Source organism: Citrobacter sp. Ce006, assembly GCF_030336535.1.
In the GTDB taxonomy this organism is placed as follows: domain Bacteria; phylum Pseudomonadota; class Gammaproteobacteria; order Enterobacterales; family Enterobacteriaceae; genus Citrobacter; species Citrobacter europaeus.
The window spans coordinates 182,399-209,166 of the sequence record NZ_JAOWDO010000071.1; the positions used below are offsets into that span (position 1 = coordinate 182,399).

The following is a 26,768-nucleotide window of genomic DNA, read 5'->3' on the forward strand; positions in this document are numbered from 1 at the left end:
CTAATGCTGAATCAGGTAAGGTAAGCCCGCAGTAAAAGATAACGAGGAAAAGAATATGTATTTACGACCAGATGAGGTGGCGCGCGTACTTGAAAAAGTGGGCTTTACCGTTGATGTTGTGACGCAGAAAACGTACGGCTATCGTCGTGGCGAAAATTATGTGTACGTTAACCGTGAAGCACGCATGGGACGTACCGCATTAGTCATCCATCCCACGCTAAAAGAGCGCAGCTCTTCGCTGGCGGAACCTGCTACGGATATTAAAACCTGCGATCACTACCAGCAATTCCCGCTGTATTTAGCCGGAGAGACCCATGAACATTATGGTATTCCACACGGCTTTAGTTCACGAATTGCACTTGAGCGCTATCTGAGTGGGTTGTTTGGCGACGTTAGCTCAAACTAATAATGCGACTGGCAGGGCCAGTCGCAAAGAATCGTATCAAGCTTTAGCCTGGTGATAGCTGCTGACCTTAAACAGGCGGCGGCAATAATCAAGAAAGTAGCCATAGACAGCGCCCATCAGCATTGACACCACGATGTTCGAACTTACTGCAGCCGTAATCTGGTGCCAGTCTGCGCCAACCGTTAACAGAATAATCACATATACCGGCGACTGGAAGGTGACGTAAGCCAACACGTCTGCCAGGTTTTTCCCCCATCCTGCCTGCGTGGCTTTCCGTGCCGCACGCATAAATAAATCGCGGTACATGCCGTAAGGCCATGCGATCAGGATGTTGACGGGGATAGCCACCAGTCTGGAGTACAGTGACTGTTCGAAGCTCATTCCTGAAAGGAATATTTCGATCAACATGTTCACGACAGAACAATAAACAACCATCGCGAACGTGTCTGCTACTGCATGACGCAAGCGTGACTGCGGAGAGAACATGTTAATTCTCCTTGTAAAAAGGGAAAAAAAGGTTTTGAATGCCTTCTTGCTAGTGATTTGTCTTGCTGCTTTCGCGTTTGAATAGGATATCTGTCTGGATAATAACTGGCAACTAGCTTAAAATTTTTATTTATAACCTTTTTGTCGATAAAATGCTCTGCAATGGTCTGTTTTTTGTTCGTTTTGGTATTTTCGTTGCTGTGTTAATTAAAGGTATTTTAGATCAATGGGTTATAGGAATTTGTTTTTCTGAATTTTTTGCGCTCCTTTTCTGAATGTTGACCAATGTGCAATATGTAGACGAGTTGTCCCGTGCGATGCCGTGGTCTGTTTCTCAAGTGACGTGCAGAGATAGCTTGCAGGTATATTCCTGGCAGCTATCCGGTAATGGAATATATTGCATGGACGATAGCAAAATAGATGCTATAAATACCAAGGTTGGCTATTTGTTTAATAACTCACGAAGAAATTAGACTGGAAATATAATAAGCAGTTGCATACAATATTTAGCGTAATACTGTTTTTACGTTAAAGAGGTTTTGTTAATATGAGTTCAATGTTAAAAAACTTAAATAATATCCGCTCGCTGCGTGCAATGGCTCGTGAATTTTCCGTTGATGTACTGGAAGATATGCTTGAAAAATTCAGGGTAGTGACCAAAGAACGGCGCGATGAAGAAGAACAACTGCAGCGCCAACGTGCAGAACAGCAGGAAAAAATTAGTGCCTTGCTGGCGCAGATGCAGGCAGATGGGATCAGTCCGGAAGAGCTGTTGAGCATAACGCCTGCGACGGCACGTTCAGTTAAAAAACGTCAGCCACGCCCGGCGAAATATCGTTTTACCGATTTCAATGGTGAAACGCAAACATGGACCGGACAAGGTCGCACACCGAAGCCAATTGCTCAGGCGTTAGCTGCCGGTAAATCTCTTGATGACTTTTTGATCTAATTACGACGGCGGTGAGGGTGTCCTCACCGCTTATTTTCAGCAAACGCCGAAATCACCTTCTTCGGTATATCGCGTCACATCAGCTGCTTTCAGCGTGAATTTATCACCGCTTTCATTACTGGCTTGTACCGCCACAATTTGATCGCCATTGACTTCGATAACTTTCAGTTTGGGTCCGCCCATGCGCGGTTGAACCAGATCGCCAGGTTGAAACATATTGCTCTCCTTTATTTATCGCAGAACTCACCATAGATCACGTCATTCAACGGGTACAGCGCTGTTTCAATGATTACCGCTTAATGAGTACGTCGGTTCCAGGGCATGATATTCAGTACTCGCGCCATGCCGCAAAAGCCGGTCACGCCAGCGAGAATCAGCCCGGCACCAACAAAACCGCTCAGCAGGAAGAACGCGCTGTTAACGGCGTAACCCAGAATGACGCCAAGTAAAGCAAGGCTGCCTGCGGCTATCTGTACCTGACGCATCAGTGGTAACGGTTGTGAACTGTCTTTCGCCACCGGCAAACCAGCGGCTTTCCAGCCGTCAATTCCGCCTTCCAGCAACCAGACCTGCGCAGGCGCGGCAATGGCGCTCAGTTTTGTCGCTGCATTTTGTGTACGTTTGCCGGACTGGCAGTGAAAAATTACCTGACCGGCGCGTAAATTCTCAGGCAACACTCCGTGCTCAAGCGTGGATAAAGGCACCAGATGCGCCTCAGGAATATGCTCGTACAGATACTCATCAGCATCGCGGATATCAATCAGTTTTGCACCTTGTGCGAGGCGCGTCTGCGCCTCGCGCGGGGAAATCGTCCCAATGGTCATGATGGCTCCTTATGGGCAATACAGTGTTTTTAATGTGGCGATCAGCGAATTCACGGCCGCATTTTTAATGGAGTAGAGGATGCGCTGGGCATCGCGCTGGCTGTCTATCAGACCTTCTTCGCGCATACGCGCCAGATGCTGGGAGGTGGCGGAAGGGCTCAGTCCGGTAGCACGGGCTAACTCGCCTGCGCTGGTGCCGGGTGAACCGCAGAGCATGCACAAAATCAGCAACCTTTTCGGGTTACTCATCGCTTTGAGCAGGGCGGCAGCCTGTTCAGCGCTGGCCTGGAGTTGTTCAAGTTCTGTCATATGTATTTAAGCATAGTCTAAATTAAGTAAATTCTAAAATAAAAAGCCAACGTACGCCAGCGTAAAGAGCGTAAAAGAGGGTAAAACAGCAGGGCGAGACGGAAGGAGTTAGCTACACTGATTAATCTTAGAGATAAAATCTCTTTTTAAACAATGATTAACTTTTTGCTTGTAGGGAGTGTGTATGGGTTTCTGGAGAATCGTTTTTACTATTATTCTGCCCCCGCTTGGCGTGCTGCTGGGGAAAGGATTCGGCTGGGCATTTATCCTCAATATCGTTCTGACGCTGCTGGGCTACATCCCCGGTTTGATCCACGCCTTCTGGATACAGACGCGTAACTAATCCTCCTTCTGCTACGGCGCTTTGGCGCCGTTTTCTTTGCGTCTCGTTCTCCTCTGCTACACTTTTGGGTGTTGATTGTTAATAACCGAGGTGGATATGGGACTTTTCAATTTTGTAAAAGATGCGGGTGAAAAACTGTGGGATGTGGTCACTGGAAACCATGACACAGCCGATCTGGCAAAAAAGGTGCAGGAACACCTGAATAAAACCGGCATCCCGGATGCGGATAAAGTGAACGTGCAAATTAACGAAGGCAAAGCCACCGTTTCTGGCGATGGTTTAAGTCAGGAAGCGAAAGAAAAAATCCTGATTGCGATCGGTAATATCTCCGGTATCGCCAGTGTAGACGATCAGGTTAAAACCTCTGCGCCCGCGAGTGAAAGCCAGTTTTATACCGTAAAATCTGGGGATACCCTGAGCGCTATTGCCAAACAGGTTTACGGTAATGCCAACCTGTATAACCAGATATTTGAAGCGAATAAACCGATGTTGAAAAGCCAGGATAAAATCTATCCTGGGCAGGTTTTACGTATTCCGGAACAGTAATATTATTCAGGCTTATTCCGTCAGTAATTTGCCGGACATCGCCTGTTGAATAATCGGAATTGGCGTCAGCAGGTGCTGGCGCATTAATTCGCTGGCGCGCGCGGTATCGCGTGCCAGAATTGCTTCGGTCAGCGTCTTGTGTTGATCGTGTTTATCTTCCAGCATTTCAACTGACAACACCGTTTTACGCAGCCAGATAAACCGGTAGCGCGCCGCCAGAGAGAATAGACGTTCGCGCATTTGCAACAAGTATTGTGAACCGCAGCCGGCGACAATCGCCGAGTGAAACGCCTGATGGCGCTGATCCCACTCGTCGAGCATCTGTTCACTGGCGTCAATGGCTTCAAGTTTGCTGAGCATATGCGCCCGCGCCAGAATTTCAGCTTCCCAGGCGTCATCGCCGCGTTCAATCGCCAGCGCGACCAGCATGGCTTCCATATTGGCGCGGGCATCGAAAATATCGAGCAACTCTTGTTCTGACATCGGGGCGACACGATACCCTTTCTGATTAACCACCGTCACCAGCCGCTCCGCGACCAGTTGCGAAAGCGCTTCACGCAGCGGTCCCACGCCAAGATCGTAGCGCGAGGTCAGCAGACTCATACGCAGTTTTTCATCAGGCTGATAAACACCGCGAATAATGTCGTTCTTCAGCCAGCGGTATCCATCAATGGCCGTCGGTTGGGGAATGGCGGTCATGGTCTTACTCCTGAACGGATCCCCGGCCTGCGCCGGGAACAGGTTTAATGCGTATTTTGCAACGGTGCTTTTTGCCACGATAGCAGTTTTTTCCAGCGTGACATAATGGGCACGGTACAAATAATTCCTATGGCTAACAACCCGGTAGAGATAACTTCCAACTGTTGTGCTGGCCGAAATAACATGACTACCAGTACAAAGATAATAAACGCGATGACCAGCCAGGTAAGCCACGGATAGAGCCACATTTTCAGTTTAATTTCGCCGCCTTGCGCCAGTAGGATTTTGCGCATCCGTAGTTGTGAAATCGCAATCACCAGATACACCAGCAGCGCGATGGCACCGGAGCTGTCGATCAGGAATTTAAACACCTTGGCTGGGGCGTAATAGTTGACCACCACGGTGAGGAACGCGGCCCCCGTAGACAGCAATACCGCCACATAAGGCGTTTTACTGCGGTTTGTTTTACCCATAAAGGCGGGCGCATCGCCACGACGGCTCAGGGAGTAGAGCATACGCGAGGACGTATACAGCGCGGAGTTCAGACAGCTGGTCACCGACAGCAAAATAACGCAGTCCATGATCAGTTTCGCGTGCGGGATATGCAGTAACTCCAATACCGAGCGGTACGAACCCACTTCTTTCAGTCCCGGCATATTCCATGGGATCAGTGCCACCACCACGAAAATGGAGCACAAATAGAAGATGGAGATACGCCAGATAACTGAGTTGGTGGCGCGGACGATATGTTTGTCCGGTGTGTCGGACTCGGCGGCGGCGATGGTGACAATCTCCGCCCCCATAAAGGAGAACATGGTGATTAGCATCGCACTGAGCACTGCGCCAAAACCGTTGGGCATAAAGCCGCCCTGATCCCACAAGCGTGAAACGCCGCTGACGTCAGCATAAGGGTAGAAACCGCTAATTGCCGCCGCACCGAGGGTAATAAACGCCAGAATGGCAATCACTTTGCACAGCGCCAGCCAGAATTCGAACTCACCGTAATTTTTGACGCTCAGCAAATTACTGCCAGTTAATGCCAGCGTGATAACCAGAGAAAACAGCCAGACAGGAATGCCCGGCACCCAGGAGTGTAGAATGATGGCGGCGATATTCGCCTCCAGCGGGATAACCAACACCCAGAACCACCAGTACAGCCAGCCGATGGTATAACCTGCCCACGGACCGATGGCCTTATCGGCATAGGTGGAAAAGGAACCGGTATCTGGGGTGGCGACGGCCATTTCGGCCAGCATGCGCATAATCATCACCACCAGCAACCCGGCGAAAAGATAGGCTAATAATACCGCGGGGCCGGCTTCTGCAATCGCCACGCTTGAACCAACAAACAAACTTGCGCCGATAACCCCGGCAATAGACAGCATGGTGACGTGGCGTGATTTCAGCCCGCCCCCTAAATCATGTGATTGTGACACTTGCCCCATCTTTTAAACCTCTCGAAAGTATTTCACTTGGGAGAGCACCCCGGCATTCCCGCGCCGGGGCACGCGTATTATTGTTATTGACCCTGTTTGCCGGATGGCGGCTCCGCCTTATCCGGCTTAAAATTCCCCGTTCGGATACAGGGCTTAACCCTGCTTCGCCTCGGCAAAACACTGAGCGATAATGTCCAGCCCCTGGCGGATTTGCGCGTCTTCAATGGTCAGCGGAACCAGAATGCGCAGCACGTTGTAGTAAGGTCCGCAGGAGAGCAGGATCAGCCCTTTATCGCGTGCACGCGCCACCACTTCCGCAGTCAGTTTGGCGTCTGGCTTCGTGCGATCGCCGTCTTCAAACAGTTCGATAGCGATCATCGCGCCCAGTCCGCGCACATCGCCAATCTCGCGGTGGGTTTCCGCGATAGCCAGCAGGCCTTCGCGCAGGGTTTGTCCCAGCTCGTTGGCTTTTTGCAGCAGATTTTCCTGTTCGAAAATGTTCAGTACCGCCAGCGCGGCGGCACAGGCAATCGGGTTACCGGCATAGGTACCGCCCAGCCCGCCCGGTGGGATAGCGTCCATCACTTCGGCGCGTCCGGTCACTCCGGCCAGCGGGAAGCCGCCGGCGATGGATTTGGCGAAGGTGGTAAGATCGGGGGCGACGCCCATCTGCTCCATAGCGAACAGCGTACCGGTACGGCCCGCGCCGCTCTGTACTTCATCGGCAATCAGCATGATCCCGTGCTCGTCACAAATGGCGCGCAGACGTTGCACAAATGCAGGTGAGACAGCGTAGAAACCACCTTCGCCCTGGACGGGCTCAATCACGATGGCAGCAACATCTTCCGGCGCGGCATCGTTTTTGAAGATGCGGTGAATGCTGGCGATAGCATCGTCGTCACTGATGCCGTGCAGCGGGCACGGATATAGCGCGCGATACACGTGGCCTGGCATCAGCCCCATTCCGGCTGAGTAGGGATTGACTTTCCCGGTCAGCGACAGGGTGTAGTGCGTACGACCGTGGTAAGCGCCGCTGAAGGCGATCGTGCCGGTTCGCTTAGTGGCGGCGCGGGCGATTTTTACCGCGTTTTCCACCGCTTCGGAGCCAGTCGTTACCAGCAGGGTTTTCTTGGCGAAATCACCCGGCACTTTCTTGTTCATGATTTCGCACAGCTCAAGGTAAGGCTCATAGGCCAGCACCTGGAAACAGGTATGGGACAGCTTTTTCAACTGCGCTTCTACCGCAGAGACGATCTGCGGATGCAGGTGGCCGGTGTTCAGCACCGCGATACCGCCAGCAAAATCGAGGAATTCACGGCCTTCAACGTCCCACACCCGACAGTTTTCTGCCCGCTCGGCAAAAATTGGGTGGATCTGTCCAACGCCACGGGGAACGGCGTTGCTGCGACGTTGCATAAGTTCTTTGTTGGTGCTCATCAGGTGTTCTCCAGTATTTATTTTATTAAAGGCCGATGCACATATATTTGATTTCTAAGTAGTCTTCGATGCCGTATTTCGATCCTTCACGGCCAAGACCGGAGGCTTTGATCCCACCAAACGGGGCGACTTCGTTGGAGATAATGCCGGTGTTAATCCCGACGATGCCGTACTCCAGCGCTTCGCCAACGCGGAAGACGCGGCTCAAATCACGGGCGTAGAAATAGGCGGCCAGACCAAACTCGGTGTCGTTGGCCTGAGCGATGACGTCAGCTTCGTCTTTAAAGCGAAACAGTGGAGCCAGCGGGCCGAACGTCTCTTCTTTGGCGACCTTCGCGTTATCAGGCACATCCACCAGAATGGTGGGCTGGAAGAAGTTACCGCCCAGCGCGTGAGGTTTGCCACCCGCGATAATGCGGGCGCCTTTATCCAGGGCATCGGCGATGTGTTCCTGCACTTTGGCTACCGCTTTCTCGTCGATCAGTGGTCCGGTGGTGACGTCAGGTTGCAGACCATCGCCGAGGCGCAGCTTGCTTACCGCCTGCTCAAGTTTTTCGGCAAAACGCTCATACACGCCGTCCTGCACGTACAGGCGGTTGGCGCAAACGCAGGTTTGCCCAGCGTTACGGAACTTCGACGCCAGCGCGCCTTCCACGGCTTTATCGAGATCGGCATCGTCAAAAACGATGAACGGCGCATTGCCGCCCAGTTCCAGCGACACCTTTTTGATGTCTTTGGCACATTGCTGCATTAGCTGACGGCCAATTTCGGTTGAGCCGGTAAATGACAGCTTGCGCACCAGCGGGTTGCCGGTCAGCTCGTTGCCGACCGCGCCCGCAGAACCGGTCACCACGCTGAAAACGCCTGCTGGGATCCCTGCGCGATTGGCAAGCTCTGCCAGCGCCAGTGCGGAGTAGGGGGTTTGGCTGGCGGGTTTAAGCACCATGGTGCAACCTGCCGCCAGCGCCGGGCCAGCTTTACGAGTGATCATCGCCGCCGGGAAGTTCCACGGTGTAATCGCGGCGGTAACGCCGATCGGCTGTTTGATGACGATCAGACGTTTATCAGCCTGATGGCCGGGGATCGTATCGCCATAAATGCGCTTACCTTCTTCGGCAAACCACTCAATAAATGAGGCGGCATAGGTGATTTCACCTTTGGCCTCTGCCAGCGGTTTACCCTGTTCCAGGGTCATCAGGCGGGCGAGATCGTCCTGATGCTCAATCATCAGGTTGAACCAGCGACGCAGGATGTTGGCCCGCTCTTTGGCAGTCAGCGCACGCCATGCGGGCAGAGCGCGGTTAGCAGCGTTGATCGCTTCGCGGGTTTCATCCGCCCCCATTTTCGGTACGCTGCCCAATTGCTGACCGTTGGCGGGGTTGGTCACCGCGAGGGTCTCGCCGCTGTTGGCGTCACACCAGTTGCCGTCGATCAGTGCCTGCTGGCGGAATAAGGTTGGATCGTTAAGTTGCATAATTGCTTCCTGTCTTAATCGTGTTAACGGGTGAATGCGGCGTGTAATGTCTCAACGCTACGTGCCGCACGCAGCTTGCGTCCGGAATTACTCTGGTTCTCCAGTAGCGCATGAACTTTGCTGACAATATGCGCACCGATAGGGATCGCCGACGTTGCCGCCGGAGAAGGGGCGTTACAGGTGTGAATTGAGCGTGGCGTGGTGACAAACAGGAAATCGTCTATTAGCTTGCCATCAGGTGACACCGCCTGCGCCCGCACGCCCGCAGGCCAGGGCTGCAGATCGTTCTGCGTCAGACTCGGGCAGTACTTTTGCACCAACCGCAGATAGCCGCTTTTGCACAGCGAATTCTTCATTTCGCCAAGCCCTGAACGCAGGTTGTTTTGCAGCACGCGGCGAATGCCGGAAGAACCGAGGATCTCCAGCGTATCGCTGAGCGAGAAGTCGCGTTTACGATAGCCTTCACGCTTAAATGCCAGTACCGCGTTGGGGCCCACGGTGACGCTGCCGTCAATCATCCGGGTCAGATGAACGCCGAGAAACGGCATCGCCGGGTCGGGGATGGGGTAGATCAGATGGTTAACTATCTGGTTGTGTTCTGACGCCAGGCGGAAATATTCGCCACGGAATGGACAGATGATAAAGCCGGGTTCAACGCCGAGCATTTTCACCAGTCGGTCCGCCATCAGACCAGAGCAGCTAATCAGCGTTGCCCCCTCAAATTCCTGCCCCTGGCGGGTATGGACGATCACGCCCGCAGCGTGCTCCTTTAGCGCGCTGACCTCGGCGTTGTAAATAATCTCGCCGCCTTTGGCCTGGAAAATCTTCGCCATCGCGGCGGTCACTTCACGGTAGCTGACGATCCCGCTCGACGGGACGAAAATGCCGCCCAGCCCGGTGATATTGGGTTCACGCTCACGTAGTTCCTGCGCATTCAGCCATTCGCGCTCCAGGCCGTTAGCGGCGGTGCGATCCCAAAGCGCCCGCATGCGCTCCATTTCCAGTGAGGAGGTGGCAACCAGCATTTTTCCGCAGACGTCGTAGCGGATGCCGTTTTGGTCGCAAAAGGCTTTTGTGGCGCGATTACCGGCCAGGCAAAATTGCGCCTTCAGGCTGCCGGGGGTGTAATAGACCCCGGCATGAATTACGCCGCTGTTATGGCCCGTCTGGTGGCAGGCCGGACCGGACTCTTTTTCCAGCAGCGCTATTCTGGCGTCCGGATAGACATCAATCAGTTGCATGGCGGTCGACATGCCGATAATGCCGCCGCCAATAATCACAAAATCATACATCCGCTTTTTTCCTTCGCGCTTACTGATGAGTCTGGTAGTGGTTTGTCGCGTAAGCGAAATAACCACGTTGGCGCATCAGTTCGCGGCGCAGGTCAGGATGCGAGGTGAAGCGGTCACGACCATGCAGCCAGAACAGGTTGTTGATCAGCAGGAATTTACCCACTGGAACCGGAACGGAAATAATGCTCTTACTGGTTTCCAGCGCATCGGACAAATCGCTCAGCCAGACGCCTTCTTCATAGTCTTTAGGCTGGACGAACTGGTCGATGTAACGCATTACCGGACGCCCCTGCTGGTCAACGTCAAACACCGGATGGAACACTTCCTGGCTGACGTTTTTGCTCGGCGGCGCGGCAAAACGCATCGCGCGACGCGCCAGTGGATGGGTAAAGTAGTGATCCAGATGTTCCCAGTCGTCGAGGTGCAGCAGCAGCGAGTTACCACCGGTCATGTTCTGTTCGTCAATCTTCATCATCAGCACATAGTCGGTGATCTCTTCGAGGTAGGTTCCGTCGTTATGCAGCTCCATGACACGGTGCGGTTGGCGCAGGTAGCTGTCTGAGTTATCAACGTTTTTCACCACAAAACGCGCATAATATTGCCCACTCATCGCATCAAAATTGGAGCGTCCGATCAGATGTGCCACCGCCGTCGCCAGCTTAACCATCTCTTCCGCCTGCGCGACATCATCTACGCCGACGGCATTGATCAACAGCGCGCCTTCGGCACGATCGAGCAACGTTTTCAGCAGCACAGGCTGCAACTGATTACCGCACAGATCATCGAGGATTTTGCCCACTTTGAAGCGCAGGAAGGATTTGTATTCCAGGGCCTGTACCGGCCACTGCGCAACGGCCTGTATAAATTGTTCAGTGGTCTCAGCGGAAAAAGTCAGCTCCAGCAGACGTGGGGACTGGGCTGATGGTTTCAGCGTGAAACCGCTGTAGTGCTGGGCAGGATCTTCAGCGTTCTGTTTTACGGCAGTCAGTGCGTTCATCAAATCGTTCCTCTCAGTAGATTGTCAGGGAGATATGGCGCAGCTCGTTTCGTAGCCATAAATTAAAAATATCTACATTTTTGAAAAACGCGCACAGAATGAGCTTGTTTGTTTATTATTTGTGATCAAAAACAACAATTATTTAACATTGCAAAAGGTGAGGATTTAGAGGCTGGATGGATACTGAGTGGCTATTTCAGGGGCGAAAACCCCTGATTTTAAAGAGGAAGATAAGGTGTATTAATGTTCCAGAGCGATGGCGCAGACGTGTTCCACATGGGTCAGATCGTGGTATAAGTCGGGCAAGGTCATCTTTTGACGAATTACGATTTTGAGATTGACCTCAATTTTGCCCTTCTTGATATCCCTGATCGTGATGTTTTCGATAATGTTTTTCTGTTGATGAATGCGGGTTATCAGACTTTCAAGAGCGTCTCGTTCATCAAGAATAACCCGCACTTTAACTTTTCCGGGAAACTGGTTTCTGGTCTGTAAGAAAATTATGAATGGGCTTAGTTTGATCGCTAATAAAAATAAAGCCGTGGCAAAAACAGCATGCAAATAAAAACCGGCTCCGCAGGTAATTCCCACCCCTGCAGATGCCCAGACAATTGCCGCAGTAGTGAGACCAGAGATAGCATCGTCGTGTCGGTGCAGAATGACTCCCGCACCGAGAAAACCAACGCCGCTGATAATCTGCGCCGCCAGGCGCATAGGATCGCTACGGATATTCATCGAAATTTCAGCATAGTATTCAGCAGATTGTATTGATACGACAGTTAACACACAGCTGGCTACGGATAAAATAACGCAGGTTTTGAAGCCGACCGGTTTCCCTTTCGATTCTCTTTCCAGGCCAATAATGCCACCCAGAATAAATGCAATACTGATTTTGATGATCGTAGTTAAAGGCAACAATCCTTGCTCATTGATGATGGCGGCCAGATTATTCATGCAATTACCTTAATAAGAGAGTCTTTAACGATCAGGAGTTTGCTTTTTTCAATGTGAGGTCCGTTTTGCGTTTCGAAATATCGTCCCGGAAGAAAATCAGGAAGAATACGCTGACCACTGCAGCAACGCCTGCTGAAACTAGCCAGAATGTCTCCCATTGTGGCAACGCCTCTGGACCTTGTTCCGTCACGGTGTTGTTAAAGATTTGCCCGCATACGGTGGAAGCAAATAGCAGACCAACGCCGTTGGAGACGATAAATCGCAAGCTTTGGGCTTGTGCTTTAATCTCTGGCGCTGCTTTACGGTCAACATAAATGTCGCCCACGGTAAAGAAAAAATCCCAGCAGAATCCTTGTAACATCAGGCCGATCAGCACAAACATCATGTTGGCATCCAGCGAGGCATTAGCAAATAATAGTGTGCGGATAATCCAGCAAACGGCGCCTAACATCAGCGTGATTTTGAAGCCAGCTTTCAGTAAGAAGAACGACAGCAGGAACATGAAAATGACTTCACAGGCGATGCCAACCTGCATCATTGAGGCGGCGTTATCGAATCCAAGCGCTTTTAAAAAGACCGGGATATAGGCGGAATAAGCCGTTTTAGGGATCATCAGGACAAAAATACTGAGCATCAAAACCGAGAAACTGCGGTCTTTGAAGAGCGCCAGAGCATCCAGACATAACAGATCGCGAAGCGTAAACACGCTTCCTTTTGCTTTCGGTGGGGTATTTGGCAACGTAAAACAGTACAGGCCGAGAACGACACCGGAAGCCGACGCGATATACCAGGTGATGGTATTTCCAGAATAACCCATTTCACCAATGATAAAGCCGATGACCATAAAGCCAAATGTGCCGAATACACGAATAAATGGGAAGTATTTTACCCCGTTAATGTGGCTGAAACTGATACTGTTCGCCAGCGCAGTTGTAGGATAAAACAGCAGACCAACCAGGAAAATCATGGTTAACGTCATACCTGTATTTTGCGCCTCAATAAATTGCGGAACAAACAACAGTACACCAGCATTAATTAAATGCAGGATCGCCATGACTTTTTGTGACGAAAAAAAGCGGTCGGCGACCATGCCAATAAATAGCGGGGAAAGAATAGTCGCCAGGCCAAGCAAAGCATAGGATGAGCCAATAATTGTCGCCATACCATAGGTGCTCAATACCAGCCCCATGGTCATATTCCAGGCACCCTGCATGAAATATTGTATGAACATCATAATCAACAGGCGTGGTGTTTTATTAAGGTCCATATTGCATATCCTTATTGGTTGATGCTCAGGTTAAGCCCGTCCCAGGCGACAAGAATGTTCTCTTTGTCGCATGCCGCAACGAGATCGTCGTGCAGCAGACCTCCGCTGTGTGAAATATGCGAGACGATAAGTTGGCTATTTTTCTCGAGGCAACCGAGTTCCGCAAGCCTGTCTCTGGCGGCGAAGACGGTTTCCAGGCTCATGTGGTTATTCGTACGATTATCACCATTAAAACCGTAGGTGCACTCCAGGACAGCCAGATCGATTTTTTTCCCTTTCAGCCACTGCCATGTGAGCTCAGGAAACCAGCCTGAATCATGTCCGTAAAAAATTGACTGGCCTTCTTTTTCGATAAACCAGGTATAACAAAGCTCCCACTTGGCATGGTTAGCCAGCAGCGGAGTGATGCGGTATCCGCGAGTTTCAACGGTCACGAAAGGAACCAGACAATGAAAAGCAAATCTTTCAGCGCTGTAGCCCGGTAACACTTCCGCGGCACCGTTAATTGCACGGTCATTACCAAAAATGTGCAACGGATGAGTAATTTCAAATCCATACCCTTCCATTCGGCTAAATAGATCGCCGACGTTGAAATGATCGGGATGAGTATGTGTGAACAATAGCGATCTGATCTCTGTTGCGTCCAGGCCATCTCGCAGCAGTTGTTGGCTGAATTCAGGCGCCACGTCAATGAGCAGTTCATCGTCGATAATCGCTGAAGAGTGTGTGCGTAAGTCTTTGCCTTTCCGAATGCGGGCTTGCTGGCAGTGCTCACAACGGCAAAAAGGATTGGGGATCCCTTCAGATGCAGCGGTTCCCAGAAAATGAATCTTCATGTTTCCCTCTTAATGACAAATGTGATCGTTGTTTTTTTAGGCAATAATGTAATAAAACGTAATTGGAACGTGTCAATTATGATTCCGGCGTTTTATATGAACAACGATCTTTTTCCTCAGAAGTGATCCTCTTCAAATATTATAAAATTTATACTTATATTTCATTGTGTTAATGTTTTTATGTTATGAGACTTGTCTATCAACAACATCAGGCTTTTTTATTATGACATGTTTATAAAATGCACTTTTTAATATTGTAACGTTCAAATTTAAGTGCTGAAGATAGTTTCCTGATGAGCGCCGTGCTAGCATCAAAGCATCAGGGGAAGGATGTAAAAATGCCAACTATCAAAGACATAGCAAGAATTGCCGGTGTGTCGCATGGAACTGTCTCGAATGTGCTCAATGGCAGAGGGAATGTAAGCGTCGAGAAGATTGAAGCGGTTCAACGTGCAGCCCGAGAAGTTGGCTATCAGTTGAATGCGCAGGCGCAATCGTTGAGAGCCAGCAAAAGTCAGGGAGTGGCACTGATTCTGCCCGACATCAATGCCGAACAGTACTTTCAACTCTATCGGGGATTGCATCAGGTTTGGCAGCCTTCATTAAGCGAACCGATTGACCTTTACCTGACCAACGATCTGCCCAATCTTGAGCTGGAGATTCTGCAAACGCTGGCGGCAAAGTCCTACCAGGCTGTTGTCTCGGTCAGTTGCCTGAATGACAGTCAGCCCTATTACGACTTGCTCAGGCTCTCCCCGGAAAATGTTCTGTTTGCATATCGCCAGCCTGTCGGCGCAGTTTGTTATTTTAGCCTTGACTATGTGACTGCAGGCGAAGAAACAGCGAGGAGGGCGCTGGCGCAGCAGCCGGGCCATATTGGTATTTTCTGCGAACGTCTGGAATTTTCCCATAGCGCGAGCTTTACTCAGGCGATACAGGAAACCTGCCGGGAATTAAGTCCGCATACGAAGCTAACGATTTTACCTGCACATGCCAGTGAAGCTAACACCGTCGCTTTTGACTTTTTTCGCGGGGCAATTCCCGATCTGTTTATTGTCCAGGACTCTGAGAGAACGCGAGCACTGACACAAGCAGCCTGGTTTGGTAGCTCCCAGTCCTGCCCGCCGATATTGCAACTGAGTGATAATCTTCCTGCATCCTTCGACGGGATCACAAGCTACCAGATGGATTATGGTCGCTTGGGGACAACTATTGCCTCCAGTATTCGCCTGCCCAAAAGTAAAGAAAAGCATCGTATTCTGACGAATTGCGGTTTTTCCTGGAATGGACAGTACGTGCCGCCGCCTGAAACCGAGGCGACGCTGAATATGTTAATTTTACCGAGTCCTTCGACTGATGCGTTGAAGAAACTGTTACCCCACTTTTATCGCCAGACCGGTATTAAGGTTAATCTGGCGGTTTATCCCTATGATGAAGTTTTTGAAATCCTCTCCCATCTTCATCTACATCCTTATTACGATTTATTGCGAATCGATATGGCGTGTTTTCCCTGGTTTGCTGAGAAAGCACTATTGCCGCTGGAATCCGTCTCTTCTGAGCTTCCGCTGCTGTTGGAAAATTTCTCTGAGCAAATTCAACAGCACTTCAGCATGGTGAATGGGACGGCATGGGCAATACCCTTTGATGCCAGTATGCAGCTTCTGTTTTATCGACGAGATCTGTTTGAAGACGCGACGATTAAACGAATGTTTTATGAAGCAACGGGAAAAGAGTTAACGCTGCCAGAGAGCTTTGCACAATTTGATGAGATAGCGGCTTTCTTTAGTCAATTACATCAGCCAGAAAACAGACAGCGCCCGATGGGAACTGCGGTGACCCTGGGAAGCTCGGGGCTTATTGCTACCGAGTATCTGCTGCGTTACTACGCGCTCGGTGGGCGTTTAGTGCGTGAAGGCGAGCCGGTACAACTCGAGCCTTCACTTGCCGCAACTGCACTCGAACAATATCTACAACAGCTTTCTATCGCCGTGAATCTCCCCGGTGAGTGGTGGAGTGACGCGGTAAAACAGTTTGAGCGTGGAAATCTTGCCATGCTGATCATGTATCTCAATTTGTTTAACGATGTGGCGCACACGGCCATAGCGCCCACTATTGGCTATGCTCCCGTTCCAGGGCAACTTCCACAATTGGGGGGCGGTTCCATTGGAATGTCCCGCTACAGTAAAAAGAAAAAACAGGTTGAGCAGTTCTTTCATTGGCTTTATTCCGATGAAATTGCGCGCCATCTGGTTTTGCTGGGAGGAAATAGCGCCTGGTCTGGAATATGTCACGATCAAAACGTTCTCAATCTCTACCCGTGGTTTAATTTATTGAATGAAAAAGGCATGACGGGAATAAGGGAGTCTGAGGGAAGTAAAGGTGAACCTTTCAACCTGCGCCAGGCAGAGATTATTATCGGGCAAGGTGTGACGAATGCAATTAACGGCATTATGAATGTCACTGAGGCCGTGGAATATATCAATGCGCGAATAAGAAACGAAACGGGTGCCTGAGCCTGCCTCTTTCTGATGACGTAAGAGGCAGGGTAATGCTTTGTCAGTAACCGACTTTATAAATACGCCCGGTTTGGATGCCTTCCACACTGCGGCGATAGGCGTTGGCGACGGTGGCGGCGGGCACACTTTCAAAGCCTGGGAAGAAATCGTCGTAAGCTTCGGCGGACTCACTGAGCACGGTTGGGCTTATCAGGTTAATACGCTGACCACGCTCTAATTCGCAGGCCGCGGCGCGAACAAATCCTTCCAGACCGGCATTGATCGTTGCCGCATTCGCTCCCTGTGCGATGGGTTCATGGGCGATGATGCCGCTAATTAGCGTAATTGAGCCGCCATCATTGAGAAAATGCTGCCCGGTTAGTGCCAGACGAATCTGGCCTAACAGCTTATCCTGTAACCCCTGATTAAAGTCCTCATCGGTCATCGTCGACAGCGGCCCAAAGAACAGATTGCCGGTGGCGGAAACGATCGCATCTACCCGACCGACTTTTTCAAACAATGCCTCGACACTCTCCTGCGAGGTGATATCAACATGGTAATCTCCCTGCGTGCGACCTACGCGGATCACCTCATGTTTACGGCTTAACGCTTCTGTGACTGCGCGCCCCACTGTGCCGCTGGCACCAATAATGACGATTTTCATAACCACCTCCGCAATAGTGTGAGCCGCTATTCTTTAATGAAAATGAAATCGGATAAACTGGCTAAAAGTTAGATGATTACTAACCAGGGGTTTGTAATATGGATAAACTGCGCGGCATGGAAACGTTTATCGCCGTGGTGGAGAGCGGGAGCTTCACCGTTGCAGCAACGAGACTCGAAATGTCTGCGGTGATGGTGGGTAAATATATTACCCAACTGGAAGCGCAGCTTGGCACGCGTCTGCTGGAGCGTAATACGCGCCGCCAGAGCCTGACCGATGCCGGGCGAGTCTATTTTGAAGAAGCCCGCCGCGTGCTGGAGCAGGTGTCGATAGCCGAACGTTCGGTAGAGCGTTTGCGGCTGGCACCGGCGGGGACGCTACGCATTAGCGCGCCCACTTCTTTTGGCGCTTGCGTGATCTCGCCGCTGGCCGCTGCATTTTTACAGGCCTGGCCAGAGGTGCGCATTGAGCTGGATCTGACCAACCGGATGGTTGATCTGGTGAATGAAGGCGTTGACCTGGCAATCCGTATTGGCGATATCCATCAGACTGACGTGGTGGCAAAATACCTGTGTCCCTACCGTATGGCAATCTGTGCTTCGCCAGAATATCTTGCCCGCTATGGTACTCCCCGGACGCCCGCGGAACTGGTGGACCATCTGTGCCTGTCCCATACCGTGTGGACGGCTCGCAACGAGTGGATACTGCCTGGCGTGACGGGTGAGGTCAGATGGAAACGCGATGCGATCCTGCGCTGTAACGATGGCCACGGCCTGCGTATGGCGGCGGTCGCGGGGGCCGGACTGTTATTGCAACCGGAGGTGTTGCTGGCGCAAGAACTGGCTACGGGGAAATTGATTCGGGTGCTGGAAGGGTTTACGCCGCAGCCGCGGTCGATTCATCTTCTTTGGCGACAGGATTTGCGTCCTCTGCCCAAACTCACAAGGTTTGTTGAGCACGTGCTGGAAGGAACGCGAAGTTTGCGTTGAAGATGAAAATGCCGGATGGCGCTACGCCATCCGGCTTAATACTAACCGATATCCACCTGCGGTTTGCTGTTACGTTTGCGGATCAGTCGCAGCACTGGCGGGACTACTATAACCAGTACCGCCAACACCAGCAGCACTTTCGCCACGCCGCTGGCCCACAGAATATCCATATTACCGTTACTGATAGACAGCGCCCGGCGCAGGTTCTGCTCCAGCATTTCCCCGAGAACGAAGCCTAAAATCAGCGGCGACATCGGGAAGTGCATTTTACGCAAAATGTAGCCCAGTACGCCGAGGGCGACCATCAGCACCAGATCGAAGGTGGTGCTATGGACGGCATACACGCCAACCGCGGAGACTGCCGCGATAGCCGGTACCAAAAACCACAGTGGGATGGTCAGCATACGGGTAAACAGGCCGATTAGCGGGATGTTCATTACCAGCAGCATCACGTTGGCAATCAGCAGCGCCGCAATCAGCCCCCAGACGATATCCGGTTGTTCGGTAAACATCGCCGGACCCGGGGTGATGTTGTACAGCGTCAGCGCGCCCATCATCACCGCCGTGGTGCCGGAGCCTGGTACGCCGAGCGTCAGCATCGGGATAAAAGATCCGCAGGCCGAGGCGTTGTTGGCGGCTTCGGGGGCCGCCACGCCGCGAATATCACCCTTGCCAAAGCTGTCGCTGTTGCCGCTGAGCTTTTTCTCGGTCATGTAGGTGATTGCGCTGGCAATGGTCGCGCCAGCGCCAGGCAGAACGCCGACGAAAAAGCCAATCACCGATGAACGCAGGGTTGCGCCAACGCACTGCGCACCTTCTTTGGCGTTAAATAACATGCGGCCCGTTTTACGCACCAGCGTCTGGCCACTGCTGGTATGTTCCAGCATTAACAGTATTTCAGAGACGGAGAACAGCCCAATCACCACCACGATAAACTGCACACCGTCGGAGAGATGGACGCTGTCAAAGGTAAAGCGATAAACCCCGGTATTAGCGTCTACGCCGACGGTCGCAAGGCCGAGACCGATAAGCGCTGCCAGAAATGATTTCAGCGGATTTTGCGCCATCATACTGCCGAGGCAGGCAATAGCGAAAACCATTAAGGCGAAGTATTCCGCCGGACCGAAGGCCAGCGACCATTGGGCTAACGCTGGGGCAAACAGAATGATGCCGCCGATAGCGATAAGCGAACCAAAGAAAGAACTGACCGCCGAGATAGAGAGTGCGACGCCGCCGCGGCCTTGCTGCGCCATCGGATAGCCATCGAGCGCGGTCATAATCGCCGCCGCATCGCCGGGAACATTCAGCAGGATGGAGGAGATACGCCCGCCGTATTCACAACCAATGTAGACGGTCGCCAGCAGGATCAGCGCAGATTCTGCGGGCAGATGCAAAGCGAATGCCAGCGGCAGCAGGATCGCCACGCCGTTAATGGGCCCAAGTCCAGGCAGCAGTCCGACAATAGTACCGACAAAACAGCCAATCAGTGCGATGACCAGGTTTTCCGGTGTCATTGCCACCGCGAAACCCTGAGAAAGATAAATCCAGGTATCCATCGTTTCTCCATTAACCCAGCCAGGCGCCGAGTGGTAAGGTGACGTCAAGCAATCGGTCAAAGGCATACCACAGCAGAATGCCAAGCACCGCGCCGGAAATACCCGCAGCCGGGATGGTTGCGCCGAACAGCATGCCAATCACCATGGTGAGAATGGCGGTGGCGATGGGAAAACCGAGCCATTCGAAACCCCAGGCATACATCAACAAAACAATCACCATCGTCAGCAGCTTTTGCAGCACGTGGCGACGAGGCCAACTGATGGTATCGGGATGGCGCAACAGTAGCGCCACGGCGCAGACCAGCATCAGGCTGATAATGCCAAGCGGGAAGGGACGCGGCCCTACGGGTTCATAGCTGTATTCGCTGGTGATTTGCCAGGCCACGAACAGCCCGGCTATACAGAGCAACAGCCAGATACCTGCAAAAATACGATCGCTCATCATCTTTGCCTCTGTGCTTATTTCGCCAGACCGAAGGCTTTCGCCTGCTCACGATAATCCGTGACCTGCTTTTTTACGTACTCGTCGAGCTGCTTACCGCTCATGTTGAATTCAAACAGACCGCGCAGATCGCGCTGCTTTTTAAACTCATCGGTCTGCTGGAGTTTGTTAAAGGCATCAACCCACCACTGATACTCGGCGTCGCTAACTTTTGGCCCAACGTAGAAGCCGCGAATGATGGGCCACACGAGGTCATAACCCTGCTCTTTGGCGGTTGGCACGTTGGCTAACTGACCCGGCAGACGTTCTTCCGAGAACACCGCGAGCACGCGAATTTTGTCGCCACTGAGATAAGGCACCATTTCACTGAGATCGCCGGAAACCACCTGCACGTGATTTCCCATCAATGCGGTAACCGGTTCGCCGCCGCCTTCAAAGGCGACGTAGCGCATCTTATGCGGATCAACGTTGGCTTTTTGCGCCAGCAGCGCCGACTTCATCCAGTCCTGGCTACCGATAGAGGCGCCTGCGCCAATGACCACGCTGTTGGGATCTTTCTCCATTGCCGTTAGCAGGTCTTTCAGCGTTTTCCACGGTGAGTCCTGGCGTACGGCAATCATGCCGTAGTCGGTACCCACGCTTGCCAGCCAGCGGACATCATCAACGCCGTAGCGACCAAACTTGCCTTGCGACAGATTCAGCAGGGAGCCGCCGGAGAATGCCACTACGGTTCCCGCTTCAGCCGGGCGTTGAGCGACGATCGCGTTATAGGCCACAGCACCAACGCCACCGGGCATGTAGGTTACGCGCATCGGTTTTTCGATAGCGCCGGTTTCCATCATGCTCACCTGGATCAACTTACAGGTGAGATCGAAACCGCCGCCGGGTTTAGCTGGAGCGATACATTCCGTGCGCGATGGCGCTTGTTCGGCCAGAACAGAGGTGCTCATCAGTAAAATGCTTGCAGTAAGGGTACGAAGTAACTGTTTTTTCATTGTTTATCCTCACGCCGGAAAACCGGATTTACGGGTACGGAAGAAGATTTTTGTGATTATGTGAGCCGATGTGTAGCAGTTCGGTTGCGTGATTGTTAAAACATTAACCTTTCAATTCCCTTTCAATGCGGCAGAAACTTTACAGGATGTGATATGCGTCTCTTATTAGCGGAAGATAACCGTGAGTTAGCTCACTGGCTGGAGAAAGCGCTGGTGCAAAACGGTTTTGCCGTTGACTGCGTTTTTGATGGCCTGGCAGCCGACCATCTTTTACATAGCGAAACGTATGCGCTGGCGGTGCTGGACATCAATATGCCGGGGCTGGACGGCCTTGAAGTCGTTCAGCGGCTGCGCAAACGCGGGCAGACGCTTCCTGTCCTGCTGCTGACGGCGCGCAGCGCGGTGGCCGATCGAGTGAAGGGGTTGAACGTCGGGGCCGATGATTATCTGGCAAAACCGTTTGAAATCGAGGAACTGGATGCCCGACTGCGGGCCTTGCTACGCCGTAGCGCGGGGCAGGTGCAAGGTATACAGCAACTGGGGGAACTGGCCTTTCACGATGAAGGCTATTTTCTGTTACAGGGGCAGCCCCTGGCGCTCACTCCGCGCGAACAGGCATTGCTGACGGTGCTGATGTACCGTCGATTACGACCGGTTTCGCGCCAGCAGTTGTTTGAACAGATTTTCAGTCTGAGCGATGAGGTCAGTCCCGAAAGTATCGAGCTGTATATCCATCGCTTGCGTAAAAAACTACAGGGAAGCGATGTGCGTATCGCCACGTTGCGCGGCCTCGGCTATGTGCTGGAGCGTAGTGATGAAGTGGGCTAAACCCCAATCGTTGTATCTGCAACTGCTGATGTTTCTGGGCCTGCCGCTCATGTTGCTGTGGGGACTGTCTGCATTTAACAGCTATGTCAGCGCGCTACAGGCGGCGACGCAGGCATATGACCGAACGTTGCTTTCGTCCGCGAGGACTGTCTCCGAACGACTGGTGGTGCGCAATAAACAGCTGGAAGTAAATGTGCCGTGGGTGGTGCTGGACAGCTTCGAACTCAACATGAACGACAGGTTGTATTACAAGGTGGTCGATCCGATGGGGAAGGTTATCTCAGGTTATGACGATTTACCGGCGATGCCGCCTGCAACCTCGCGTACGCGGCTATATCCGGCGCTGGCGTGGTTTTATCACACTGAATATCGCGGCGAGGCCATTCGCGTGGCGCGTCTGCTGCAGCCCGTCAACGAGGGCGGTATTGCCGGCATGGCGGAGATTTATGTCGCTGAAACGCTGCAATCGCGGCGTTATCTGGCGCGACAGTTGCTGTTTTCCTCATGGGTTTCACAAGGTCTGCTGGTGCTGCTCACGCTGGTGCTGGTTGGCTGGCTGCTGCGTCGGGTGTTACGTCCGATGCGCCAGTTATCATCGTTGATGGTGCGTCGTGAGCCAGGCCTGTTGACGCCGTTGCCAGAGCTGCTGCCGTGGTCGGAAACCCGTCTGCTGATTGTGGCATTCAATCGTTATCTGGACCGACTTCGCGGCCTGATCTCTCGCCAGGAACGCTTCAGCGCGGATGCTTCACATCAGCTTAAAACGCCGCTGGCGGTGCTGAAAACCCAGGCCTCGGTGGCCCTCGCCAGCCAGCAGCCGCAGCAGTGGTATGAGAGTCTGCAAGCCATGAGCGCCACGCTGGATAACACCATTCAACTGACTGAAAGGCTGTTACAGCTGTCGGCGGTGAAGCGCAAAGAGCAAGGAGAAAGGCACTTCTCGCCGGTTAATTTGTATGAGGTGGTGCAAAGCAGCTGTTTTACCCGGCTGGCGCAGGCGCGTAGTAAAGGGATCGATCTGGGCTATGAAGGAGAGCAGGACGCGGTGTGGATTGAGGGGGATGAAGTTCTGCTCGGCGAACTGAGCGGAAATCTGCTGGATAACGCACTGAAATATACGCCGCCGCATGGTGTGGTGACTGCCCGATTGCTGCGAGAAGGAGAGGCGGTGGTGCTGGTGGTTGAAGATAGCGGGCCGGGTATTGATGAGCAGATGGTGCATCAGGCGCTGCTGCCGTTTCATCGTCTTGATAACGTCGGTAATGTTCCCGGTGCCGGGATCGGACTCGCGCTGGTCAACGATATTGCTCGTCTGCACCGCACGCACCCTCAGCTCTCACGGAGCGAAGCATTAGACGGGTTAAGCGTGCGGGTGCGATTTTTAAGCGTAGCGAGCTGAAATACCTTTTTGATGATGCGAACGGTATTAATATAATTAAAAGTAATTAATTGTATTGTTATTGTAATTTTAAATTTCGCCGCGAGGCCGTGAATTATATTTTACTTGCTGTATTTAACAGCAATTCTGCGACAATTTAGCGTCAATTAAACTAAACTTTTGCGTTATTTATCATACATAAATCACTTTTTCATAGACCACGAATTGTTACCTGTCAATAGCAAAAGTGTTGTTAAAAGTCATCTTTTTTGCTGAATTGGCTAAAACTTTTCTTGACTCAATCATCATCAAAATCATATAGATATGATTGTGCTCGGGATATTTATCACAGTAAGAGACATTATTTTTTACATTTACTGACAATGTGCCATTGCGTTTTTTAGACTTGTGATATAATTAGCAACATAAATGAGAAAAAAACAATTAAAGATCAATAAATAATGGGCTGAGATATGCTTAAAAAATCGCTAAAGATTAGCAGCCAAGGATATCCAGTCTTTTTAAAACTGGTCGATTTCATTGTAATCAATGCGACGTTGGTCTTTAGCGCCCATCTGTTAGGTCTGGCGCCATTTAACACCATTGCCATTCTGAGTATTCTCTTCTCAGTCTTTTTCTTGCTGTTTGCTGAATACATAAAAATGTATCAGCAAAAGATCAAGACGATCGGTCTACGTAATCAAAAACGGTTGGTTTTTTGTACGCTGTTGGCGATTTTTTTTAACGAACTGGTCAGCATGACGGTGGCTGAACCCGAATCACTCGGCTACCTCGACAAACTGCCTTCACCATTTTATTCAGCCATTATTTACTGGTACTTTATCCCATTACCTTTTCTTTATTACATTCGCTTTTTCATTTTTAAATATTCAACGAAAAAGAGTATGCGCGTGGCGATTATTGGTCTGACCGACAATGGCCTGGCTGCAGAAAACGCGTTAATGAATGAATACGCCAATATCACACTCGATCTGGCGTTTTACGATGAGCGCGCCTTATCCCGCTGCGGCGATATCGTAGATAAGGTGAAAAGCCCCTTCCGTGGCCCGGTGATCAATCTGGTTGAGGAAGCCCGGCAGGGAAATATAGACGAAATCTACATCGCCTTACCGATGGTCGCTTTACACCGTATTCGTCATTTTTTAGCGATGATGTCGGACACCACTGTAGACACCTATATTGTTCCTGACTTCTATACCTACAGTAACAACATGTCCAAGCTGCGCTCCATTCACAACCTGCAAACTATCGGAATCTTTAGTTCGCCGTTTGAAGGGGCGGGTTCATTTATCAAGCGGGCGGAAGATTTGGTGCTTGGCAGCATCATTATGGTGATGATTTCTTCGCTGATGTTGGCAATTGCCATTGGAATCAAACTCACTTCCCGCGGGCCGGTGTTTTTTAAACAAGATCGGTATGGTCTTAGCGGACAAAAAATTAAGGTCTGGAAGTTTCGCTCAATGCGCGTCATGGAGAACGCCGACACGGTTATTCAGGCTACGAAAAACGATCCACGGGTAACCAAATTCGGGAGCTTTTTACGCCGAACCTCGCTGGATGAACTGCCGCAATTTATCAACGTATTGCAGGGAAGTATGTCGATTGTTGGCCCCAGACCTCATGCGGTTACGCATAATGAGCAGTACCGCAAACAGGTCGAAAATTACATGATCCGCCATAAAGTTAAGCCTGGGATCACCGGGCTTGCGCAGATTAACGGTTTCCGCGGGGAAATCGATGCGCTTTATAAGATGGAAAAAAGGGTTCAGTACGATATTGAGTACATTCAAAACTGGTCGTTATGGCTGGATATAAAAATTATTATTAAAACTATTTTCAAAGGATTTGTCGGTAAGAATGCATACTAAATTACTCGTTATTACCGGAATCGTGATATCGCAGCCCGCATGGGCTGATTTAACACCGAAATCACACATTGGCTTTGCAGGGATCGACTTCCAGAGCAAGGTCGCTGTGGACTATGGTTATAATGATAACGTGACTTATCAGCCACATAGCAGCGATGCTATCGGTTCCTCGTTTCAGAGCGCGGCGCCCGTTCTGAGTATGAGCGGAGAACGCGGTCAGGATAAGTATTTGCTGATGTACTCCGGAGATTATCGTAATTACTCAAGCGATTCCGCGGATAACTATAACGACCATTTTTTTCGTTTTAACGGCGCCTGGCGGTATGGGCTCAAGCATGGCTTAACCCTCAATCTGGAGGATACGCTTGGGCATGAGTCCCGCGGTCGTGGTATCACCGAAGGTTTTCTCCCTGGGCAGTTCGAGCAGTATGGGATTAAATCTCCGCTGACGACGAATTTTATCAACAGTGAATTGCGCTACAGCTACGGCGCACCCGATGGGCGCGGAAAAGCGGAACTGGCGTTGTTGTACAAAAAACTGACCTTCGGCAATACGTCTGATGTCCAGGACAGTAGTGAAGATTTCTACAATTATATTCAGGAACAGGAATGGCACGAAAATAGCCTGGTGGCAGAAATTTTTGACCAATACACATCCAAAACGCGTTTTCGCTATAGCTTTATTACTAACCAGCGTCGCTATGATAACAACTCAGAAAAAGACACTAATGAGTATTATTTGCTGTATGGCCTGAAGTCGCAGTTGACGGGCAAAACCAATGTCGACATGAATATTTCATGGCTGTACAAGACATTTGAAAACAACGCAAACTCGCATGATTTTAATGGTCTAAACTGGGACATAAAAGGGGAGTGGAAACCGTTACAACAGTCTGTTTTCACGGTTCACTCGGCGCAAAGCATTAAAGACCCATCGGAAGTTGGGGGTTATATTTTAGTGACCCAGTATGGTCTTTCTTATCAACATTTCTGGTTAGGCAACCGTTTTTCTACCTTGCTGGATTACTCATACACTTCAGAAGACTATAAAAAACAGAATAAGGATCGGCATGATAAAGATGGAGTATTTAGCGTAACCATGAGCTATGACTACACGCCGTCAGTTAATTTTGAGATTAAATATCAAATAGATACATTGAATTCGAATAAGGATACTGATTCGTTTTATATCGGTCCCAACGACAATCAGGAAGTCATTAGAACGTTGGGTTATGATAATTCTATGATTATGCTTAAAGCTAAGGTTCAGATCTAAA

27 protein-coding genes are annotated in these 26,768 nt (G+C 51.0%); 10 read left to right on the forward strand and 17 right to left on the reverse strand.

Going from position 1 to position 26,768, the window contains the following annotated elements; all coding sequences use genetic code 11:
* The first annotated feature begins 55 nt into the window (after nt 1-55).
* Nucleotides 56-406 (forward strand): DUF2002 family protein, encoded by a 351-nt coding sequence (locus OGV94_RS14120; protein WP_016154145.1) that lies wholly within the window; start codon nt 56-58, stop codon nt 404-406.
* Between the two features lie 36 nt (nt 407-442).
* Here the strand turns inward: OGV94_RS14120 and alaE are convergent, their stop codons facing one another.
* Nucleotides 443-892, reverse strand: coding sequence for an L-alanine exporter AlaE (alaE, locus tag OGV94_RS14125; protein WP_016154144.1), 450 nt, complete (start codon nt 890-892; stop codon nt 443-445).
* 547 nt (nt 893-1,439) lie between these two features.
* Between alaE and stpA the strand changes: the two genes are divergently transcribed.
* Complete coding sequence (stpA, locus tag OGV94_RS14130) at nt 1,440-1,841, forward strand: DNA-binding protein StpA (RefSeq protein ID WP_047409266.1); 402 nt, start codon at nt 1,440-1,442, stop codon at nt 1,839-1,841.
* A 36-nt stretch (nt 1,842-1,877) separates the two neighbouring features.
* On the opposite strand, the gene OGV94_RS14135 is transcribed toward stpA, so the two are convergent.
* The 3 genes from OGV94_RS14135 to OGV94_RS14145 form a co-directional block, all read right to left on the reverse strand.
* Nucleotides 1,878-2,057, reverse strand: coding sequence for a GDFGVC terminal motif YodC-like protein (locus OGV94_RS14135; RefSeq protein ID WP_043017306.1), 180 nt, complete (start codon nt 2,055-2,057; stop codon nt 1,878-1,880).
* Nucleotides 2,058-2,137: 80 nt separating this feature from the next.
* The gene (locus OGV94_RS14140; protein WP_047409268.1) at nt 2,138-2,665 is read right to left on the reverse strand and encodes a rhodanese family protein; all 528 of its coding nucleotides are present in this window, start codon (nt 2,663-2,665) and stop codon (nt 2,138-2,140) included.
* A 9-nt stretch (nt 2,666-2,674) separates the two neighbouring features.
* On the reverse strand, nt 2,675-2,974 hold the full coding sequence (locus tag OGV94_RS14145) for an ArsR/SmtB family transcription factor (protein WP_006687216.1): 300 nt from the start codon (nt 2,972-2,974) through the stop codon (nt 2,675-2,677).
* Between the two features lie 184 nt (nt 2,975-3,158).
* Here OGV94_RS14145 and OGV94_RS14150 point away from each other — a divergent pair, with 184 nt between their 5' ends.
* Nucleotides 3,159-3,317 carry a YqaE/Pmp3 family membrane protein gene (locus OGV94_RS14150; RefSeq protein WP_003037242.1) on the forward strand — a complete coding sequence of 53 codons (159 nt, stop codon included), beginning with the start codon at nt 3,159-3,161 and terminating at the stop codon, nt 3,315-3,317.
* A 96-nt stretch (nt 3,318-3,413) separates the two neighbouring features.
* A complete protein-coding gene (gene lysM, locus OGV94_RS14155; protein ID WP_286523602.1) occupies nt 3,414-3,863 on the forward strand; it encodes a peptidoglycan-binding protein LysM in 450 nt (149 codons plus the stop codon).
* A 12-nt stretch (nt 3,864-3,875) separates the two neighbouring features.
* On the opposite strand, the gene csiR is transcribed toward lysM, so the two are convergent.
* The 9 genes from csiR to OGV94_RS14200 form a co-directional block, all read right to left on the reverse strand.
* The gene (gene csiR / locus OGV94_RS14160; RefSeq protein WP_043017304.1) at nt 3,876-4,562 is read right to left on the reverse strand and encodes a DNA-binding transcriptional regulator CsiR; all 687 of its coding nucleotides are present in this window, start codon (nt 4,560-4,562) and stop codon (nt 3,876-3,878) included.
* A gap of 44 nt (nt 4,563-4,606) precedes the next feature.
* Nucleotides 4,607-6,007, reverse strand: coding sequence for a GABA permease (gene gabP / locus OGV94_RS14165; protein ID WP_043017303.1), 1,401 nt, complete (start codon nt 6,005-6,007; stop codon nt 4,607-4,609).
* Between the two features lie 144 nt (nt 6,008-6,151).
* Entirely contained in the window at nt 6,152-7,435 is a 1,284-nt protein-coding gene (gabT, locus tag OGV94_RS14170) for a 4-aminobutyrate--2-oxoglutarate transaminase (RefSeq protein ID WP_286523604.1), read from the reverse strand.
* A 25-nt stretch (nt 7,436-7,460) separates the two neighbouring features.
* The gene (gabD, locus tag OGV94_RS14175) at nt 7,461-8,909 is read right to left on the reverse strand and encodes an NADP-dependent succinate-semialdehyde dehydrogenase (RefSeq protein WP_047409279.1); all 1,449 of its coding nucleotides are present in this window, start codon (nt 8,907-8,909) and stop codon (nt 7,461-7,463) included.
* Between the two features lie 23 nt (nt 8,910-8,932).
* The gene (gene lhgD / locus OGV94_RS14180; RefSeq protein WP_221922900.1) at nt 8,933-10,201 is read right to left on the reverse strand and encodes an L-2-hydroxyglutarate dehydrogenase; all 1,269 of its coding nucleotides are present in this window, start codon (nt 10,199-10,201) and stop codon (nt 8,933-8,935) included.
* A 19-nt stretch (nt 10,202-10,220) separates the two neighbouring features.
* A complete protein-coding gene (glaH, locus tag OGV94_RS14185; protein ID WP_043017299.1) occupies nt 10,221-11,198 on the reverse strand; it encodes a glutarate dioxygenase GlaH in 978 nt (325 codons plus the stop codon).
* A gap of 240 nt (nt 11,199-11,438) precedes the next feature.
* Nucleotides 11,439-12,152 (reverse strand): MgtC/SapB family protein, encoded by a 714-nt coding sequence (locus OGV94_RS14190; protein ID WP_043017298.1) that lies wholly within the window; start codon nt 12,150-12,152, stop codon nt 11,439-11,441.
* A gap of 31 nt (nt 12,153-12,183) precedes the next feature.
* The gene (locus OGV94_RS14195) at nt 12,184-13,419 is read right to left on the reverse strand and encodes an MFS transporter (RefSeq protein ID WP_043017297.1); all 1,236 of its coding nucleotides are present in this window, start codon (nt 13,417-13,419) and stop codon (nt 12,184-12,186) included.
* An 11-nt stretch (nt 13,420-13,430) separates the two neighbouring features.
* Nucleotides 13,431-14,255, reverse strand: coding sequence for an MBL fold metallo-hydrolase (locus OGV94_RS14200; protein ID WP_043017296.1), 825 nt, complete (start codon nt 14,253-14,255; stop codon nt 13,431-13,433).
* A 338-nt stretch (nt 14,256-14,593) separates the two neighbouring features.
* Between OGV94_RS14200 and OGV94_RS14205 the strand changes: the two genes are divergently transcribed.
* Nucleotides 14,594-16,768 (forward strand): extracellular solute-binding protein, encoded by a 2,175-nt coding sequence (locus tag OGV94_RS14205; RefSeq protein WP_047409290.1) that lies wholly within the window; start codon nt 14,594-14,596, stop codon nt 16,766-16,768.
* Between the two features lie 43 nt (nt 16,769-16,811).
* On the opposite strand, the gene OGV94_RS14210 is transcribed toward OGV94_RS14205, so the two are convergent.
* On the reverse strand, nt 16,812-17,414 hold the full coding sequence (locus OGV94_RS14210; protein ID WP_100194760.1) for a short chain dehydrogenase: 603 nt from the start codon (nt 17,412-17,414) through the stop codon (nt 16,812-16,814).
* A gap of 98 nt (nt 17,415-17,512) precedes the next feature.
* Here OGV94_RS14210 and OGV94_RS14215 point away from each other — a divergent pair, with 98 nt between their 5' ends.
* Nucleotides 17,513-18,403 carry a LysR substrate-binding domain-containing protein gene (locus tag OGV94_RS14215; RefSeq protein ID WP_087050848.1) on the forward strand — a complete coding sequence of 297 codons (891 nt, stop codon included), beginning with the start codon at nt 17,513-17,515 and terminating at the stop codon, nt 18,401-18,403.
* Nucleotides 18,404-18,444: 41 nt separating this feature from the next.
* Here the strand turns inward: OGV94_RS14215 and OGV94_RS14220 are convergent, their stop codons facing one another.
* From OGV94_RS14220 to OGV94_RS14230, 3 genes are read right to left on the reverse strand one after another with little or no spacing between them, the layout of a single operon-like run.
* Nucleotides 18,445-19,959 carry a tripartite tricarboxylate transporter permease gene (locus tag OGV94_RS14220; RefSeq protein ID WP_043017292.1) on the reverse strand — a complete coding sequence of 505 codons (1,515 nt, stop codon included), beginning with the start codon at nt 19,957-19,959 and terminating at the stop codon, nt 18,445-18,447.
* Between the two features lie 10 nt (nt 19,960-19,969).
* Nucleotides 19,970-20,404, reverse strand: a complete 435-nt coding sequence (locus tag OGV94_RS14225) for a tripartite tricarboxylate transporter TctB family protein (RefSeq protein WP_100194759.1) — start codon at nt 20,402-20,404, stop codon at nt 19,970-19,972.
* 14 nt (nt 20,405-20,418) lie between these two features.
* Nucleotides 20,419-21,396, reverse strand: a complete 978-nt coding sequence (locus tag OGV94_RS14230) for a Bug family tripartite tricarboxylate transporter substrate binding protein (RefSeq protein ID WP_047409299.1) — start codon at nt 21,394-21,396, stop codon at nt 20,419-20,421.
* A 153-nt stretch (nt 21,397-21,549) separates the two neighbouring features.
* On the opposite strand from OGV94_RS14230, the gene tctD reads away from it, so the two are divergent.
* The 4 genes from tctD (at nt 21,550) to OGV94_RS14250 (ending at nt 26,767) form a co-directional block, all read left to right on the forward strand.
* Nucleotides 21,550-22,224, forward strand: coding sequence for a transcriptional regulator TctD (gene tctD / locus OGV94_RS14235; protein ID WP_047409300.1), 675 nt, complete (start codon nt 21,550-21,552; stop codon nt 22,222-22,224).
* The gene (locus OGV94_RS14240; protein ID WP_100194758.1) at nt 22,211-23,623 is read left to right on the forward strand and encodes a sensor histidine kinase; all 1,413 of its coding nucleotides are present in this window, start codon (nt 22,211-22,213) and stop codon (nt 23,621-23,623) included. The genes tctD and OGV94_RS14240 overlap by 14 nt, the downstream gene beginning before the upstream one ends.
* A gap of 452 nt (nt 23,624-24,075) precedes the next feature.
* Nucleotides 24,076-25,491 (forward strand): undecaprenyl-phosphate glucose phosphotransferase, encoded by a 1,416-nt coding sequence (locus OGV94_RS14245; protein WP_043017288.1) that lies wholly within the window; start codon nt 24,076-24,078, stop codon nt 25,489-25,491.
* A complete protein-coding gene (locus OGV94_RS14250; RefSeq protein WP_047409304.1) occupies nt 25,481-26,767 on the forward strand; it encodes an outer membrane beta-barrel protein in 1,287 nt (428 codons plus the stop codon). The genes OGV94_RS14245 and OGV94_RS14250 overlap by 11 nt, the downstream gene beginning before the upstream one ends.
* Nucleotide 26,768 lies beyond the last annotated feature (1 nt).